Genomic DNA, 15885 nt, shown 5'->3' on the forward strand with positions numbered 1-15885 from the left:
GGGGCGTCGTCGTGATGGGGAGGGGTCAGCCGGCGATCATCCACACGGTCGTGTCCGACGGCACCGCGTCGCCGTCCAGCGGCTGGCTGGCGAGGAGCACGCGGCCCTCGGGCAGCGGCACCGACGCGGATCCGAGGTTGGCGATCACGGTGACGCCCGCGCTCCGGAACGCGATGACGTCGTCGTCCTCGGCGGTGATCCACTCGATCGCGCCCAGCGCGAGGCCGTGCTCGCGGCGCAGCAGCAGCGCCTCCGTGTAGAGCGACAGCGTGGACGCGGGGTCCGCCTGCTCGGTGTCGCGCGCGAACCGGTCCCAGTCGTCGGGCTGGGGCAGCCAGCTCGCGTCGCCGTCGCTGAACCCGTACGACGGCTTCCCGGCCTCCCACGGGATCGGCACGCGGCAGCCGTCCCGCCCGTAGCGCTCGCCCGCGGTGCGGTGGAACGTCGGATCCTGGCGCGCCTCGTCCGGCAGGCGCGTGTCCTCGGGCAGGCCGAGCTCCTCGCCCTGGTAGACGTACGCGCTGCCGGGGAGCGCCAGCATGAGCGCGCTCGCGGCGCGGGCGCGACGGAGGCCGAGCTCCTCGTCGACCGTCACGGTCGACTCCGGCCCGATGCCCACGCCCTGCGGGTTCTCACCCGAGAGCGCGAGGCGGCTCGCGTGCCGCACCACGTCGTGGTTCGACAGCACCCACGTGCTGGGGGCGCCCACCGACCCGAAGGTCGCGAGCGACGCGTCGATCGTGCGGCGGAGCGCCTGCGCGTCCCACGGCGTCTCGAGGTAGCTGAAGTTGAAGGCCTGGTGCATCTCGTCGGGGCGGACCCAGTCGGCGAGCTTCGCGAGCGGCTCGACCCACGCCTCGGCGACCATGGCGCGGTCGCCCTCGTACGAGTCGAAGATCTCGCGCCACTCGCGGTAGATCTCGTGCACGCCTTCCTGAGCGAAGTACGGCGGCGGGGGAGCGGGCTGCTGGTCGTCGACGCCGCCGGCGCCGCCCATGCTGCCCTGGCCCTCGGGCGGCGTGTAGTCGGGGAGGCCGGGCGCCTTGACCATGCCGTGCGCCACGTCCACGCGGAAGCCGTCCACGCCGCGGTCGAGCCAGAAGCGGAGGATCTCGCGGAAGCGCTCGCGCACCCACGGGTTCGTCCAGTCGAGGTCGGGCTGCGAGGAGTCGAACAGGTGCAGGTACCACTGGCCGGGCGTGCCGTCGGGCTCCGTGAGGCGGGACCAGGCCGGGCCGCCGAAGATCGACTCCCAGTTGTTCGGCGGCAGCTCGCCGTCGGCGCCCTTCCCGTCGCGGAGCATGTAGCGCGCGCGCTCCTCGCTCCCGGCGGGGGTCGCGATCGCCTCCTGGAACCAGCGGTGCTCGGAGGAGGTGTGGTTCGGGACGATGTCGATGATCACGCGGAGGCCGAGCTCGTGCGCGCGGCGCTGCATCCGGTCGAAGTCGTCGAGGGTGCCGAACAGCGGGTCCACCGCGCAGTAGTCGGCCACGTCGTAGCCGGCGTCGTTCTGCGGGGAGAGGAAGAAGGGGGAGAGCCAGATCGCGTCGACGCCGAGCTCGCGGAGCGCGGGCAGCCGCTCGGTGATGCCGGGGAGGTCGCCGATGCCGTCGCCGTCCGAGTCAGCGAACGAGCGGGGGTAGACCTGGTAGATGACGGCGGTGCGCCACCACTCGGATCCGGTGCCGGGCGCGTCGTCGCCGTCGGGACGGGTCAGGAGGGCGTCCCGGGCAGCCGGGGCGGGCGCTGTGGGGGAGGGCGGAGTCATGGGATCGAGCCTAGGTGACGCCCCCTGGCCGACCCCGCCGACGACCGCGGGCCGGGGAACAGCGGAATAGCCGGGCGCGCGCCGCGGCTTGACCCTGGAGGCGGCGGCCCGCCGCCATCACCGGACGAAGGAGATCAGCCATGACGAACCCCGCACGCGTGCCCCTCGGATCCAGCGGCCTCGAGGTCAGCCCCCTGTCCTTCGGCGGCAACGTCTTCGGCTGGACCGCCGACGAGGCGACCTCCTTCCAGCTCCTCGACGCCTACGTCGCGGCCGGCGGGAACTTCGTCGACACCGCCGACGTCTACTCCGCGTGGAAGCCCGGCAACTCCGGCGGCGAGTCCGAGGAGATCATCGGCCGCTGGCTCGCGGACCGCGGTCGCCCCGACGGCCTGATCATCGCCACGAAGGTCGGCGCCCACGAGGCCGCGAAGGGCACCTCGCGCGACAGCGTCCGCCGCGGCGTCGAGGCCAGCCTCCGTCGGCTCGGCGTCGACGCGATCGACCTCTACTACGCGCACGTCGACGACCAGGAGACCCCGATCGAGGAGACCGTCACGGCGCTCGCCGAGCTCGTCGCCGAGGGCAAGGTCCGCGCGATCGGCGCCTCCAACTTCACCGCGGAGCGCCTGCAGGCCGCGCTCGACGTCTCGGCCCGGGAGGGCGTCGCCCGCTTCGAGGTGCTGCAGAACCGCTACAACCTCGTCGAGCGCGACGCCTACGAGGGCGAGCTCGCCGACCTGCTGATCCGCGAGGGCATCGCCTCCGCCCCGTACTCGAGCCTCGCCAGCGGCTTCCTCACGGGCAAGTACCGCGGCGGCGAGGTCGACAGCCCCCGCGCCGGCACCGCGTCGAAGTACCACGACGACCACGGCCGCGCCCTGCTCGAGGTCCTCGACCGGGTCGCCGAGGCGCACGGCGTCTCCGTCACCACGGTCTCGCTCGCCTGGCTCCGGGCCCAGCCGTCGGTCACCGCGCCCATCGCGAGCGCCCGCGACCTCACGCAGCTGCCCGACCTGCTCGCGTCGGTGGACCTCGAGCTGACGGCCGACGAGGTCGCCGAGCTCTCCGCGGTCTGATCCCGCGATCGCCCGATGGCCCCGCCCCCGGGCCGCCCCGCGTCCCGGGGGCGGCCCGGGACCTGCTATCGTCGTAGGGTTCCAGCGCATCTCCGACGCGCCCGGGCACGCCCCCATAGCTCATTGGTAGAGCACTTCCTTGGTAAGGAAGAGGTAGTGAGTTCAATCCTCACTGGGGGCTCGATCCTCACCGGTCCGGCTGCGGTCGGCCGCAGGGATCGTGGCGGGGTAGCTCAGGTGGTTAGAGCACACGGCTCATAATCGTGGTGTCGCGGGTTCAAGTCCCGCTCCCGCTACGGAAGCGCGGATCCCTCGGGGTCCGCCCTCCTCGATAGGCCCCGGACACCTCTCGCCAGGTTCCGGGGCCTTTCCTCTGCCCGCTCGCCGGTGCTGCGAGATGCCGCCCTCGGGATCCGCACCGCCGTGCGCGCAGCCGCAGCCGCGCCCGTAGCCGCCTCCGCGCCCGTGTCCGGCCGCGGCCGTCGCCCTTCCGGCGCCCGCCCCCGCGGCGTAGCCTCCGGGCATGACCCACCACGAATCCCCCGACCACCCCGACCACGCCTCGAGCGCCGAGCACGACGACGTGCTCTACAAGACCCAGGGCAACCCCGTCCCCGACGCCCACGACGAGGAGCGCCGCGAGGCGCCCGCCGGCGGCGACTACACCGCCAGCGAGTCCGAGGCGGAGAAGGAGGCGCGCGAGGGCGGCGCCTGATCCGCACCCCGCGCACCACGCGCACGAGGGCCGCCGCGACGCGTTCGCGGCGGCCCTCGCGCATGCCCGGGGTGCGGCGGACGGGGTCCCGGCCGGTCGACACGCCGGGCTCGCACGGGGTCGCGGATCGGACGCCCGGCCCGGATCCGCATGATGGCGCGGGAGCGGCCGCGACACGCCGAAACACTAGATGTAGTGGAATGACAGGTCTGTAGTTCGGGTTATATAGTGGAGAACCTCACCGCCCCACCGGGTGGCCGAGCACACCGGATCCTCGCGAAGACGCGGGTCCGGAGGCCATCGGGGCGAGAGCCACGAGACCTGAGGAGCCGCACCGGCGGCTCCCGATCCAGACACAACGGGAGGCACCCATGGACTACGACAACAACGACACCGTCGGCGGCTACGCGATCCCCGTCGACCCCATGGAGCTCCTGCAGTGCGACTCCTGCCAGTAGGCAGCTGACGCCGCAGCGGCAGCATCGCGACCTCAGGCCCCGGTCCCCACGAGAAGTGGGGGCCGGGGCTCTCGCATGTCCGAGCGCATCCGGGGGAGCGGCCCGCCCGGGGCGCTCGCGCAGCCGCCGCGTAGGATCGTCCGGTGCCAGTGAATCCAGAGCTCCAGGGCCGCGTGCTCCCCGCCGCCGCCCCGTACCTGGTGGGACGCGAGAAGGTGCGCGAGTTCGCCCGCGCCGTCGGCGCCACCCACCCCGTCCATCTCGATCCCCGCGCCGCGCGCGCCGCGGGCCACGCCGACGTGGTCGCCCCGAGCACGTTCCCGGTCGTCGTGCAGGAGGCGACGCTCGCGCAGCTGCTCGCGGAGCCCGACGCCGGCATCGACTTCAGCCGCGTGGTCCACGGCGAGCAGGCCTTCACGTACTCCCGGCCGGTGGTCGCGGGCGACGAGCTCACCGCCACGCTCACCGTGACCAAGGTCGCCACCCTCGGCGGGAACGCGATGGTGACCGCGGAGTCCGCGATGGCGGATGCCACGGGCGCCCATGTCGTCACGGCCGTCTCCACCCTCGTGGTCCGCGGGGACGACGCGTGAGCGCCGCAACCGCCGTGCCCGTGCTCGCCGACCTCTCCGTGGGCGACGTCGTCGCCGAGCGCGCGATCCACCTCACGCGCGACTCCCTCGTCCGCTACGCCGGCGCCTCGGGCGACTTCAACCCCATCCACTACCGCGACGACGTGGCCGCGTCGGTCGGCCTGCCGGGCGTGCTCGCCCACGGCATGCTCACCATGGGCCAGGCCGTGCAGCCGGTGGCCGACTGGGCGGGCGACCCGTCGCGCATCGTCTCCTACGGCGTGCGGTTCACGCGGCCCGTGGTCGTGGATCCCGCCGACGGGCAGGACCTGACCATCGTCGCCAAGGTCGGCGCCATCGACGCGGAGGCGGGGACCGTGCGCATCGACGTGGCCGTGTCCGTCGACGGCAAGACCGTCCTCGGCCGCGCGCAGGCGCAGGTCCGGCTGGCGTAGGGCCCCATGACGATCCAGACCCATCGCGACGCCCCGCTCGCCGACCTCACCACGCTGCGCGTCGGCGGCCCGGCCGAGGAGCTCGTCACCGTGAGCGAGCGCGACGAGCTCGTCGAGATCCTCACCGGCCTGTGGGCCGTGGGCGAGGACTGGCACGTGATCGGCGGCGGGTCCAACTCCCTCATCTCGGACGAGGGCGTGGCCGGCAGCGTCATCCGCATCGCCACGCGCGGCGTCGAGGTCGGCGCGGAGCGGGCCGACGGGACCGTCCTCGTGCGCGTGCAGGCGGGCGAGCCGTGGGACGCGCTCGTCGCGCGCACCGTGGCCGACGGGCTGGCCGGGCTCGAGGCGCTCTCGGGCATCCCCGGGTCCACCGGGGCCGCGCCCGTGCAGAACATCGGCGCGTACGGGCAGGAGGTCGCCGATGTCCTCGAGGGCGTCGACCTCCTCGACTACGAGACGGGCGCGGTCGAGCGGCTGACCGCCGCGGACCTCGGGCTCGGCTACCGCACGTCGTCGCTCAAGCGCGGCCGGGTGGGCGTCGTGCTCTCCGTCGACTTCGCGCTCACCCGCGGGGAGGGCCCCGACGCGCTCGGCCTGCCCATCGCGTACCCGCAGCTCGCGGGCGCGCTCGGCGTGGAGCTCGGGGATCGCGTCCCGGTCGCCCGCGTGCGCGAGACCGTGCTGGCACTCCGCGGGTCCAAGGGGATGGTGCTCGACGACGCCGACCACGACACCTGGAGCGCCGGCTCGTTCTTCACCAACCCGATCGTCAGCGCGGCCTTCGCGCGCACGCTCCCGGCCGACGCCCCGCGCTGGCCGCAGGAGGCGCCGCCCGAGGACCTCGTCGTGCCGCTCGGCGACGAGTGGGAGGTGGCCGAGGCCATCGAGCGCCAGGCCGTCGAGCGCCGCCGCCGTGCGCCCGCGGGCGTGAAGCTCAGCGCCGCGTGGCTCATCGAGCACGCGGGCGTGCACCGCGGATTCCGGCTGCCGGGGTCCGGCGCGGCCGTCTCCTCCAAGCACACGCTCGCGCTCACCAACCGCGGCACCGCGACCGCCGAGGACGTCGCCGCCCTCGCGCGCTACGTGCAGGGCCGCGTGATGAGCGAGCACGGCGTGATCCTGCAGCCCGAGCCCGTGCTGGTCGGCCTCTCCCTCTAGGGCCGGGCCGACCCGCACGGGCCGGATCGCGGATCAGGCCAGCAGGTCGCGGATCCGGCGCACGCCCTCGAGCAGCGCCTCGTCGCCGAGCGCGTAGCTGAAGCGCAGGAAGCCGCTCGGGCCGAAGGCCTCGCCGGGGACCGCCGCGACCTCGGCCTTCTCGAGCAGCACGTCGGCGACCTCGAGCGAGGTGGTCGGCGTGACGCCGTCGATGTCGCGGCCGAAGAGCCCCGTCACGTCGGGGTAGACGTAGAACGCGCCCTGCGGCGTGGGCGTGACGAAGCCGGGGATGGCGTCGAGCTCGGCGACGATCGTGCGGCGGCGGCGGTCGAAGGCCTCGCGCATCCGGTCGACGGTGTCGCGCGGGCCCCGGAGCGCCGCGATGGCCGCGCGCTGCGAGACGTTGGACACGTTGGAGGAGAGGTGCGACTGCAGGTTGCCGGCGGCCTTGATGGCGTCGGCCGGGCCGACCATCCACCCGACGCGCCACCCGGTCATCGCGTACGTCTTGGCGACGCCGTTGACGAGGATCGTGCGGTCGGCCAGCGCCGGCACCACGTCGACGATGCTCGCGGCCTCGGCCCCGTCGTAGACGAGGTCCTGGTAGATCTCGTCGCTGATGACCCAGAGGCCCTTCGAGTCCGCCCACTCGCCGATCTCGCGGGTCTGCTCCCGCGAGTAGACGGCGCCCGTGGGGTTCGAGGGCGAGACGAACAGCAGCACCTTGGTGCGCGGGGTCCACGCCGCCTCGAGCTGCTCGACGGTGACGAGGTAGCCCTGGTCGGCGCCCGCGAAGACGTCGACGGGCACGCCGCCCGCGAGCCGGATGGCCTCGGGGTACGTGGTCCAGTACGGCGTGGGCACCAGGACCTCGTCGCCCTGGTCGAGCAGCGTCTGGAAGGCCTGGTAGACGGCCTGCTTGCCGCCGTTGGTGACGATGATCCGGTCGATCCCGACGTCGAGGCCCGACGACGTGCGCGTCTTCTCGGCGATCGCCTCACGCAGGTCGGGCAGGCCGGCGGCGGCGGTGTAGCGGTGGTTGCGGGGATCGCGCGCCGCCTCGACCGCGGCCTCGACCACGTAGTCGGGCGTCGGGAAGTCGGGCTCGCCCGCGGCGAAGCTGATGACGGGGCGTCCGGCGGCCTGCAGGGCCTTGGCCTTGCCGTCGACCTTGAGGGTCGCGGACTCGGCGATGGATCCGATGCGGGTGGAGACGCGGCTGAGGGGGACGGTGCTCTGCGGTTCGGCCATGCCCATGAGCATAGGGATCCGGCCCGTGCGCCACGCGGGGTCCGCGGTCCCCGGACGGACGCTCGGACCGGGTGGGCGCGGATGCTGGTACACTCGTCCGGGTCGGTATCTCCGCCATGCTCTTCCGCGCCCTCTTCCGTCTGTGCTCGCACGGTCCGAGAGGGAGGGTCGCGAAGGGCGCGGGGCGGATGTCGACGCAGAGGGTGGTGGCTCAATTGGTAGAGCAGCGGTCTCCAAAACCGCAGGTTGCAGGTTCGAGTCCTGTCCGCCCTGCTAGATGGAACGGGTCCCCGGGCACGTGACATCGCGGCTCGCCCGAACTCCGGGCGGAGCCGAGCAATGCAGGAAGGGACCCACGCGTGGCGCGGAAGATCGTCGACGAGCCCAGCGAGGAGATCGTCGCGCAGGCTCGCGAGCAGCGGGATGCACGACGCAACCCCTTCGCCCGGCTGGTGCTCTTCATCAAGCAGGTCGTGCAGGAGCTCAAGAAGGTGGTCACCCCCACCCGCAAGGAGCTGCTCACGTTCACGGGAGTGGTGCTGGCCTTCGTCATCGTGATGATGGTGATCGTCTCCCTCCTCGACCAGCTGTTCGGGTACCTCTCCATCGTGGTGTTCGGCAACGGCGCCTAGCACCAGGCCCGCCCGCGAGGGCGGGACGGGACGGACGCGGACAGCGGGCGGGACACCGGCCCGGCATCGCGCGGGCACGACGGCGGCCGGGATCCCCACGGATCCCGCATCCGCGCGGCCCGGCGCGGGATCAGCACGGCACGGAACGGCAACGCACGACGAAGAACGAGGGAAGTAGATCCATTGGCTGAGAGCAAGCGCGACGACGTCGACCTCGCCCCCGCGGCGGAGCAGTCCTCCGAGGTGGACGAGGTCCAGGAGGGCCACGCCATCGAGTCCTCCGAGGAGAGCTCGGACGCGGCGGAGCACACCGCCCTGCACGTCGAGTCCGACTCGGTCGAGACCGACCTGACGGCGGCGCTCGACGCGATGGAGTCCGTCGAGGACCCCGAGGCCGACGCCATCGTCGAGGACGCCCTCGACATCGACTCGCCCGACGAGGCCGAGGCCGCCGTCGAGGCGACCGACGACGAGGCCGAGGAGGAGGCGGCCGAGGAGGCGCTCGAGCCCGCCGACGTCCCGCCCGCCACCGCCGAGGACGTCGCCCAGGCCGAGGCCGACCTGGTGCCCGCCGACGACGCCGTCGAGGACGACTCCGATGTCGACCCGTACGAGGACTTCCGCAAGGAGCTCCGCTCCAAGCCGGGCAAGTGGTACGTCATCCACTCCTACGCGGGCTTCGAGCGCCGCGTGAAGAGCAACATCGAGAACCGCATGGTGTCGCTCAACATGGAGGACGACATCTACCAGATCGAGGTCCCGATGGAGGACGTCGTCGAGATCAAGAACGGCCAGCGCAAGATGGTCAACCGCGTGCGCATCCCGGGCTACGTGCTCGTGCGCATGAGCCTCAACGAGGACAGCTGGTCGGTCGTCCGCCACACCCCCGGCGTCACGGGCTTCGTGGGCAACGCCCACAACCCCACGCCGCTGCGCTTCGAGGAGGCCTTCTCCATGCTGAAGAGCCTCGTCGAGATCAAGGAGGTGGCGCAGGTCAAGGGCCAGCCCACCAAGGGCGGCCAGGCCCAGCGCGTCGTCGCGGCCGAGGTCGACTTCGAGATCGGCGAGACCATCACGATCAAGGAGGGCTCGTTCGCGGGCCTCCCCGGCTCCATCAGCGAGATCAAGCCCGAGAGCGGCAAGCTCACGGTCCTCGTCTCCCTGTTCGAGCGCGAGACCCCGGTCGAGCTCAGCTTCGACCAGGTCACCAAGCTCTAGGCGGTCGGGCCGCGCGGCCCGCTCGATCTAGCAATCAAGGAGAAGGAAGAGAAATGGCACCGAAGAAGAAGGTCACGGGTCTGATCAAGCTGCAGATCAAGGCCGGCGCCGCCAACCCCGCACCGCCCATCGGGCCGGCGCTGGGACAGCACGGCGTCAACATCATGGAGTTCTGCAAGGCGTACAACGCCCAGACCGAGTCGCAGCGCGGCAACGTCATCCCCGTCGAGATCACCGTCTACGAGGACCGGACGTTCACGTTCATCCTGAAGACGCCCCCGGCCGCGGAGCTCATCAAGAAGGCCGCCGGAGTCGCCAAGGGCTCGGGCACGCCGCACACGGTCAAGGTCGCGAAGCTCACGATGGACCAGGTCCGCGAGATCGCCGAGCAGAAGCAGGCCGACCTCAACGCCAACGACATCGACGCCGCGGCGAAGATCATCGCCGGCACCGCCCGCTCCATGGGCATCACGGTCGAGGCCTAACCTCCACCACCCGCGGATCCCGTCCGGGATCCGCTCCAGCATCACGCGGGAGAGCCAGCCAGGCTCACATCCACCGCACTCTCGAAACAGGAGACACGAATGGCGAAGTCAAAGGCCTACCGGGCCGCAGCCGAGAAGATCGACCCGACGAAGGCGTACACCGCCTCCGAGGCCGTCGAGCTCGCGCGCGAGACCGGATCCAGCAAGTTCGACAGCACCGTCGAGGTCGCGCTCAAGCTCGGCGTCGACCCGCGCAAGGCAGACCAGATGGTCCGCGGCACCGTCATCCTTCCCCACGGTACCGGCAAGACCGCCCGCGTCATCGTCTTCGCGACGGGCCCCGCGGCCGAGGCGGCCATCGCCGCCGGAGCCGACGAGGTCGGCGGCGACGAGCTCATCGAGAAGGTGGCGGGCGGCTACACGTCGTTCGACTCCGCCGTCTCGACGCCCGAGCTCATGGGCAAGGTGGGACGCCTCGGAAAGGTCCTCGGACCGCGTGGCCTCATGCCCAACCCCAAGACCGGAACGGTCACCCCGGACGTCGCGCGCGCGGTGTCCGACATCAAGGGCGGCAAGATCGAGTTCCGCGTCGACAAGCACGCGAACGTCCACTTCGTGGTCGGCAAGGCGAGCTTCTCGCCCGAGCAGCTCTCCGAGAACGTCGGCGCCGCGCTCGAGGAGATCGTCCGCCTCAAGCCGTCCTCCTCCAAGGGCCGCTACGTGCAGAAGGCCACGGTCTCCACGACCTTCGGCCCCGGCATCCCGGTGGACGTCAACTCCATCTAGCCCCACCGCGCGACGAGCGCACGCACGACCAGCAGCACAGGAAGGGCCCGCTTCGGCGGGCCCTTCCGTCGTTCCCGGGGTCCGGCGCTGCCTAGGCTCGAGGGGTGAGCATCCCGGATCCCGCCGTCCCCTCCCTCCGCGTCGCGACGCCCGCGGACGCCGACGCGGTGGCGGCCCTCGCTGCCCGCACCTTCGCCCTCGCCTGCCCTCCGAGCACGACGGCGGAGGCGATCGCCGAGCACGTCCGGACGGTCCTCTCGCCCGCGCGCTTCGCCGCGCACCTGGCGAGCCCGGCGCATCGCGTGCTGCTCGCGGAGGTCGACGGCCGCGCGGTCGGCTACACGATGATCGTGGCGACTCCGCCCGCGGATGCCGACGTCGCGGGCGCGCTGCGGCTGCGGCCCGTCATCGAGCTGAGCAAGGTCTACGTCGAGCGCGGATCCCACGGGGCCGGCGTCGCACGCCCGCTGATGGCGGAGACGCTGCGTGCGGCGCGCGGGCTCGCGGGGGAGCGCGGCGCCGACGTCCTGGCGGGCATATGGCTCGGGGTCAACGAGCACAACGCGCGCGCGATCCGGTTCTACGCGAGCCAGGGGTTCCGCATCGTCGGCACGCGGTCGTTCCGCCTCGCGGACTCCGTGGAGACCGACCACGTCATGGAGCGGCCGCTGGCGGATCCCACCCCGTGACGAGGTCCCCGGATCAGCCGCGCGACACGTTCAGCACGACCTTGCCGCGCGCCCGCCCGCTCTCCATGTGGCGGTGCGCCTCGGCGGCGTCCTGCAGATCGAAGACCTCGTCGACGTAGACCCGGATGTCGCCCGACTCGAGCAGCCGGGCGATGACCGCCAGCGTCTGCCCGTCGGGCGCGACCTCGTAGTGGGTGGCGCGCACGCCCGCGGCGGCGGCGTCCTGCACGAGCGTCGGCCAGCCCTGCATCGGCGCGCTGACGATCAGGCCGCCGCGGCGCAGCACCGGGAGCGAGCGGGTGCCGGTGTCGTCCGTGCAGTTGCCGACCAGGTCGATCACCACGTCGACATCGGCGAGCACGTCCTCGAAGCGCACCTGCGTGCGGTCGATGACCTCGTCGGCGCCGAGCTCCGCCAGCCAGTCGACGTTGCGGGGCGAGCCGGTCGCGATCACGCGGGCGCCGAAGTGCCGCGCGAACTGCACCGCGAAGTGGCCGACCCCGCCGGCCCCCGCGTGCACCAGCACGACCTGGCCCTCGTGCGCCTTGCCGATGTCGACGACCATGCCCCACGCGGTGAGCGCGCTGACGGGCGTCGCCGCGGCCTCCACGTGCGACAGGCGCGCGGGCTTCCGGGCGAGGCTGACGCTGGGGACGGCGACGTAGGGGGCGTAGCTGCCGGGCATCCGCGGCGCCATGGCCAGGCCGAAGACCTCGTCGCCCGGGTGCAGCGCGTGGTCCTCGTAGGGCGACTCGACGACGACGCCGCTGAAGTCGCGCCCGAGCACCGCAGGCAGGGCGCCGAGCGCCGGGCCGCCGGGCCCGCCGGCGCGCAGCCGCAGGTCGACCGGGTTCACGCCCGCGGCGACGACCTTCACGAGCACCTCGGAGTCGAGGCGGCGCGGCACGGGCACGTCGGCCATCCGCAGCATCTCGGGCCCGCCCGTCTCCGTGACGACGGCGGCGCGCATGGTGGCGCCGAGCGGGGCGAGGGCGAGGGACGCGGCCGCGCGATCCCGCTGGGCCTGGGCGGCGACGCCGGCTCTCGACTGGACGACCTGGCTCATGGTGCGACCCTCCCTCGGACGTGACGGTGCGGTGGATCCCACCGCGCCCCCGCACCACCAGTGAAGTCGGCGGATGAGTCCGGCGTGTTTCCGCGGTGTTCCCCGGGCGAGAAGAATGCGCGGGCGGGACCGGTCGGCGTCGTGCCGGGGCGGATCAGGCCAGCCCGCGGGCTCCCGCCGGCGCGTTCGCCATGCGCACGATGAGGGCGATGAGGTCGTTCGCGCGCGCCACGAGCGCGGCGATCTCGGCCTCGTCCCGGTCGATCCACTTCCACTTCGGGATGTCGTGCACCGGTACGAAGTCCACGTGCTGCTCCCAGACGATGAGCGAGCGCTCGGCGCCGAGCACGTACTGCTGCCACCAGATCTGCCGCAGGTAGTTGCGCGGGATGCTCCGCCACGGCTTCGCGGTGGTCTTGATCTCGGCGAGCTCGAGCCGGCCGTCGGCGCGGAGGCCCACGCCGTCGGGGGTCGCCAGGTGCCGGCGCTGCCCCTCGGCGTGGAACAGGTGCGCGCTCGGGACGATGCCGTGCTCCGCCTCGACCCAGCGGGCGATCTCGGGCTCGCGCTCGCGCCCGTGGTCGGTGTAGCGGTTGCCGCCGAAACCGGATCCGTAGAGCTTCTCGAGCGCGACGGCCTGGAGGGAGGCGTCGGTCGCGAGGCGGGCCACGTCGGTCGCCGTGATGCCGAAGCTGCGCGCGCGGAGCCACGCGACCCGGTCGGACGAGTGGGCGACGATGCGCGTGAGGTGCGGCGGGGGAGGCGGCGGCGCGGGTGCGGCGGGTGCCAGGTCGTCCTCCCACGGGAAGGCCAGCATCTCGTCCGTCACGGGCTCCAGGGTACGCCGCGGATCCGGTGCCCCGGGGACCTCGCGCGGGCGGATCATGCTGCCCGACGACGGGCTTGTCAACAGGCAATGCGTTTCCGACCAGGGCACGGAGGATCGTGCTAGAAAGGCGTCGTCCCACCCACCCACACCAGCACGGAGAGAGGAAACGGCATGACCCTGCTCATGGAAGGACCGGCCCGCACGGGAGCATCGGCGCTCGCGGAGGCGCCCACGCGCGTCGAGGAGGTCGACGCGGCGCGCGCCGACGCGCTGCTCGCGGAGGCGTTCGGCTTCACCATCACGCACCGCGGGCGGGAGGCGGAGGTCGTGATGGCCGACGTCACCCTCTGCTGCAGCACGTGCTGCTCGTGCAGCAGCAAGCAGCAGCCTCGCTGACGCATCCGCCATGGACCCGTCGACGACCTACTCGGTGAGTCCCCGCTACGCCGTCGGGGAGGTGGAGGACACCCTCCACCTCCTCGGCGGCCGCGAGCTGGTCTCCCTGCAGCTGCCCTCCGGCGACGCCGTCTCCGCGGTGTCGCGGCTCCTCTCCCGACCCTTCACGCGCGCGGACGTCGACGAGGCGTTCGGCGTGCACGCCCCGGTCGTGGCCGACCTCGTCGACGAGCTCGTCGTGCGCGACGTCGTCGTGGGCGCGCCCACGCGGCCCGCCGCCGATGCCGCGCCCGATCCCGTGGGCCGCCTCGACGACCCCCACCAGGCCGAGCTCGCGCACGTGCTCGACGAGGCGCGGCGCAACGGCGGCGACCGCACGGGCCTCGGCCGCCCCCGGGATCCGCGCACCCCCGCGCGGGTCGCCCTGGTCGGCGACGCCATCCCGACCCTGCTCGCCTCCCTGGCCGAGGCGCTGCCCTCGGCGGAGCTCACGGACGAGGCCGACGCCGACCTGGTCATCGCGGCCGGCGGCCGGCGGGTCCTCCGGGAGGTGGGCGCCCGGATGCACGCGGCCGGTCGCGACTGGCTCCCCATCCACCCGTTCGACGGCCGCTTCCAGCTCGTCGGCCCGGTGGTCGTGCCGGCCGAGGGGCCGTGCCTCGAGTGCGTCGCCCTGCGCTGGGCCTCGACCACGCCGTTCGCCGCGGACCACGCGGCCGCGGCCGACGCGGTCGCGCCCATCGCCCGGGATCCCGGGCTCGACGCCATCGCGGCGGGCTTCGCCGCGCGCTACGCCGCCCGCTGGGTCTTCGCGCGCGACTGGCTGGTCGCGAGCACCGTCCTCGTGGTCGAGCCGAAGGTGCTGTCGGCGGAGGCGCATCCGGTCTTCCGCGTCGCGCGCTGCGGCACGTGCGGGCCGCGTCCCTACGCGGGGGTGGTGTCGCCGTGGCGCGCCTGAGGACGGCGGGCACCGACGTGGTGAGCCCGTACACCGGGCTCGTCGCGTACTCGCACCCCATGGCGTTCACGCCGGACGCCATCCCCGACGCCCTGCACTCCGCCCGCACGGCCGACACGGGCTTCCTCGCGGGCATCCCCACCGAGGGGTTCAGCATGGGGCCGGGCGGCGACGGCGCCGCGGCCCGCAGGTCGTGCGTGGGCGAGGCGGTGGAGCGCCTCTCCCTGGCCGGCGCCCGCGGGTCGTTCCGCACGCCGCTGGGCTCCGACGCCCGCCAGGTCGAACCGGACGCGTTCCGGCGCTTCCATCCTGCGCAGCGCGAGGATCCGGCGTTCCCGTTCGAGCGCGCCGAGCGCGGCGACCTCCTCACCTGGCTCGCCGCGCGCTCGCTGCACGGCGGGAGGCCGGTGCACGTCCCGGCGCAGATGGTGGTCTTCGACGACCCGCACGCGTCCGACGGGCACCGCGAGCGGCACCTGGAGCCGGCCACCTCGTCCGGCGTCGCGGCCGGCCCCACGTTCGGCTTCGCCGCGGGGCGGGCGATCCTCGAGCTCATCGAGCGCGACGCGTTCCAGCGGGCGTGGTTGCGCGGATCCACGCCGCCGGTCTTCGACTGGCGTGCCAGCCCGCGGCTCGCCGAGGCCACCCGGAGGGAGCTCGCGCGGCTGGAGGAGCTCTGCGGGCGGTTCGGCGCCGCCTTCTCGCTGCGCGTGCTCGACGCCGCGGCGGACGTGCCCGTGCTCCTCGCCGTCATGCGGAGCGACCGGATCGGCGTCGCGGTGGGCTGCGCGGCCGACTTCCGCCTGGACCGGGCCGTGCTCAACGCCGTGCGCGAGGCGGTGCACACCCACAACTGGTGCCTGCGGCTGCTGCCCCGGCCGCCCGTCGAGCCGTCCGCCGTGGTCGAGTTCGAGGACCACGTGCGGCTGCACTGCCCGCCGTCCGCCCGCCCGCTGTCGGCCGCCCTCGACGCGTCGGACGAGCGCGTGGCGTCCGTGGGCGGGCCGTCGAGCTGGGGAGAGGTCGTGGAGGGGCTGCACCGGGAGGGGATCGAGGTACTGCTGGCCGGGATCACCTCGCCGGAGGTGCGCGCCGCGGGCTTCCACGTGGTGCGCGCGCTGAGCCCTGACCTCGTCGCGCTCGACGTGCGGCACGACGCCCGGTTCCTCGGGCATCCGCGGCTGTACCGACGGTGGCGGGACGGGCCGGCGATCCACGGGCCAGCCGACCTCGTCGGCATCCCGCACCCGTTCCCGTGAGGGCGGCCCGCCGCCCCGCGTCCCCGTCATCGCGAGCCGGCCCGACCCGGCGCGCCCGCACCGCCCGTCGCCCGCACCGCCCACCGCACCCGCACCGCCCACCGCGCC

At 73.4% G+C, this 15885-nt stretch carries 17 protein-coding genes and 3 tRNA genes; 16 read left to right on the plus strand and 4 right to left on the minus strand.

Annotation, left to right across the window (positions count from 1 at the left end):
* Positions 1-25: 25 nt before the first annotated feature.
* Positions 26-1768, minus strand: coding sequence for a glycoside hydrolase family 13 protein (locus tag AWH51_RS07715; protein ID WP_081234968.1), 1743 nt, complete (start codon positions 1766-1768; stop codon positions 26-28).
* A 140-nt stretch (positions 1769-1908) separates the two neighbouring features.
* Here AWH51_RS07715 and AWH51_RS07720 point away from each other — a divergent pair, with 140 nt between their 5' ends.
* The 7 genes from AWH51_RS07720 to AWH51_RS07755 all read left to right on the plus strand — a co-directional run bounded on the left by AWH51_RS07720 (position 1909) and on the right by AWH51_RS07755 (position 6208).
* On the plus strand, positions 1909-2847 hold the full coding sequence (locus AWH51_RS07720; protein WP_063071521.1) for an aldo/keto reductase: 939 nt from the start codon (positions 1909-1911) through the stop codon (positions 2845-2847).
* A 109-nt stretch (positions 2848-2956) separates the two neighbouring features.
* Positions 2957-3028: transfer RNA gene (locus tag AWH51_RS07725), tRNA-Thr, on the plus strand.
* A 41-nt stretch (positions 3029-3069) separates the two neighbouring features.
* Positions 3070-3143: transfer RNA gene (locus tag AWH51_RS07730), tRNA-Met, on the plus strand.
* A gap of 227 nt (positions 3144-3370) precedes the next feature.
* Positions 3371-3562, plus strand: a complete 192-nt coding sequence (locus tag AWH51_RS07735) for a hypothetical protein (protein WP_063071522.1) — start codon at positions 3371-3373, stop codon at positions 3560-3562.
* A 601-nt stretch (positions 3563-4163) separates the two neighbouring features.
* The gene (locus AWH51_RS07745) at positions 4164-4613 is read left to right on the plus strand and encodes an FAS1-like dehydratase domain-containing protein (protein WP_063071523.1); all 450 of its coding nucleotides are present in this window, start codon (positions 4164-4166) and stop codon (positions 4611-4613) included.
* The gene (locus AWH51_RS07750) at positions 4610-5047 is read left to right on the plus strand and encodes a MaoC family dehydratase (RefSeq protein ID WP_063071524.1); all 438 of its coding nucleotides are present in this window, start codon (positions 4610-4612) and stop codon (positions 5045-5047) included. Before AWH51_RS07745 ends, AWH51_RS07750 begins: the two co-directional genes overlap by 4 nt.
* Positions 5048-5053: 6 nt before the next feature.
* Positions 5054-6208 carry a UDP-N-acetylmuramate dehydrogenase gene (locus AWH51_RS07755; RefSeq protein WP_063071525.1) on the plus strand — a complete coding sequence of 385 codons (1155 nt, stop codon included), beginning with the start codon at positions 5054-5056 and terminating at the stop codon, positions 6206-6208.
* Positions 6209-6241: 33 nt separating this feature from the next.
* Here the strand turns inward: AWH51_RS07755 and AWH51_RS07760 are convergent, their stop codons facing one another.
* A complete protein-coding gene (locus AWH51_RS07760) occupies positions 6242-7471 on the minus strand; it encodes a pyridoxal phosphate-dependent aminotransferase (protein WP_063071526.1) in 1230 nt (409 codons plus the stop codon).
* Between the two features lie 188 nt (positions 7472-7659).
* Here AWH51_RS07760 and AWH51_RS07765 point away from each other — a divergent pair.
* The 6 genes from AWH51_RS07765 to AWH51_RS07790 all read left to right on the plus strand — a co-directional run bounded on the left by AWH51_RS07765 (position 7660) and on the right by AWH51_RS07790 (position 11269).
* Positions 7660-7732, plus strand: a tRNA-Trp gene (locus AWH51_RS07765).
* Positions 7733-7818: 86 nt separating this feature from the next.
* Positions 7819-8091, plus strand: coding sequence for a preprotein translocase subunit SecE (gene secE, locus AWH51_RS07770; RefSeq protein ID WP_063071527.1), 273 nt, complete (start codon positions 7819-7821; stop codon positions 8089-8091).
* A 183-nt stretch (positions 8092-8274) separates the two neighbouring features.
* On the plus strand, positions 8275-9309 hold the full coding sequence (gene nusG, locus AWH51_RS07775; RefSeq protein WP_063071528.1) for a transcription termination/antitermination protein NusG: 1035 nt from the start codon (positions 8275-8277) through the stop codon (positions 9307-9309).
* Between the two features lie 53 nt (positions 9310-9362).
* Positions 9363-9794 (plus strand): 50S ribosomal protein L11, encoded by a 432-nt coding sequence (gene rplK, locus AWH51_RS07780; RefSeq protein WP_012299878.1) that lies wholly within the window; start codon positions 9363-9365, stop codon positions 9792-9794.
* Positions 9795-9893: 99 nt separating this feature from the next.
* The gene (rplA, locus tag AWH51_RS07785) at positions 9894-10580 is read left to right on the plus strand and encodes a 50S ribosomal protein L1 (RefSeq protein ID WP_063071529.1); all 687 of its coding nucleotides are present in this window, start codon (positions 9894-9896) and stop codon (positions 10578-10580) included.
* A gap of 104 nt (positions 10581-10684) precedes the next feature.
* Positions 10685-11269 (plus strand): GNAT family N-acetyltransferase, encoded by a 585-nt coding sequence (locus AWH51_RS07790; RefSeq protein WP_081234970.1) that lies wholly within the window; start codon positions 10685-10687, stop codon positions 11267-11269.
* 13 nt (positions 11270-11282) lie between these two features.
* On the opposite strand, the gene AWH51_RS07795 is transcribed toward AWH51_RS07790, so the two are convergent.
* Together AWH51_RS07795 and AWH51_RS07800 are read right to left on the minus strand one after the other, a co-directional pair.
* Positions 11283-12335: an NADP-dependent oxidoreductase gene (locus AWH51_RS07795; RefSeq protein WP_414146349.1), complete on the minus strand. Its 1053-nt coding sequence runs from the start codon at positions 12333-12335 to the stop codon at positions 11283-11285.
* A 154-nt stretch (positions 12336-12489) separates the two neighbouring features.
* On the minus strand, positions 12490-13152 hold the full coding sequence (locus tag AWH51_RS07800) for a YqaJ viral recombinase family protein (protein WP_012039466.1): 663 nt from the start codon (positions 13150-13152) through the stop codon (positions 12490-12492).
* A gap of 183 nt (positions 13153-13335) precedes the next feature.
* Between AWH51_RS07800 and AWH51_RS07805 the strand changes: the two genes are divergently transcribed.
* From AWH51_RS07805 to AWH51_RS07815, 3 genes are read left to right on the plus strand one after another with little or no spacing between them, the layout of a single operon-like run.
* A complete protein-coding gene (locus tag AWH51_RS07805; protein ID WP_063071530.1) occupies positions 13336-13560 on the plus strand; it encodes a hypothetical protein in 225 nt (74 codons plus the stop codon).
* A gap of 10 nt (positions 13561-13570) precedes the next feature.
* On the plus strand, positions 13571-14518 hold the full coding sequence (locus AWH51_RS07810; protein WP_063071531.1) for a TOMM precursor leader peptide-binding protein: 948 nt from the start codon (positions 13571-13573) through the stop codon (positions 14516-14518).
* Positions 14506-15777, plus strand: coding sequence for a YcaO-like family protein (locus AWH51_RS07815; protein WP_254654509.1), 1272 nt, complete (start codon positions 14506-14508; stop codon positions 15775-15777). The genes AWH51_RS07810 and AWH51_RS07815 overlap by 13 nt, the downstream gene beginning before the upstream one ends.
* Positions 15778-15885 lie beyond the last annotated feature (108 nt).

This window comes from Clavibacter tessellarius (assembly GCF_001618005.1).
Taxonomy (GTDB): Bacteria; Actinomycetota; Actinomycetes; order Actinomycetales; family Microbacteriaceae; genus Clavibacter; species Clavibacter tessellarius_A.

Bases quoted from the DNA above. Each gene is read 5' to 3' on its own strand.
- AWH51_RS07715 (WP_081234968.1), bottom strand. From the start codon at position 1,768: ATGACTCCGCCCTCCCCCACAGCGCCCGCCCCGGCTGCCCGGGACGCC.
- AWH51_RS07720 (WP_063071521.1), top strand. From the start codon at position 1,909: ATGACGAACCCCGCACGCGTGCCCCTCGGATCCAGCGGCCTCGAGGTC.
- AWH51_RS07735 (WP_063071522.1), top strand. From the start codon at position 3,371: ATGACCCACCACGAATCCCCCGACCACCCCGACCACGCCTCGAGCGCC.
- AWH51_RS07755 (WP_063071525.1), top strand. From the start codon at position 5,054: ATGACGATCCAGACCCATCGCGACGCCCCGCTCGCCGACCTCACCACG.
- AWH51_RS07760 (WP_063071526.1), bottom strand. From the start codon at position 7,471: ATGCTCATGGGCATGGCCGAACCGCAGAGCACCGTCCCCCTCAGCCGC.
- rplK (WP_012299878.1), top strand. From the start codon at position 9,363: ATGGCACCGAAGAAGAAGGTCACGGGTCTGATCAAGCTGCAGATCAAG.
- rplA (WP_063071529.1), top strand. From the start codon at position 9,894: ATGGCGAAGTCAAAGGCCTACCGGGCCGCAGCCGAGAAGATCGACCCG.
- AWH51_RS07795 (WP_414146349.1), bottom strand. From the start codon at position 12,335: ATGAGCCAGGTCGTCCAGTCGAGAGCCGGCGTCGCCGCCCAGGCCCAG.
- AWH51_RS07800 (WP_012039466.1), bottom strand. From the start codon at position 13,152: ATGCTGGCCTTCCCGTGGGAGGACGACCTGGCACCCGCCGCACCCGCG.
- AWH51_RS07805 (WP_063071530.1), top strand. From the start codon at position 13,336: ATGACCCTGCTCATGGAAGGACCGGCCCGCACGGGAGCATCGGCGCTC.
- AWH51_RS07810 (WP_063071531.1), top strand. From the start codon at position 13,571: ATGGACCCGTCGACGACCTACTCGGTGAGTCCCCGCTACGCCGTCGGG.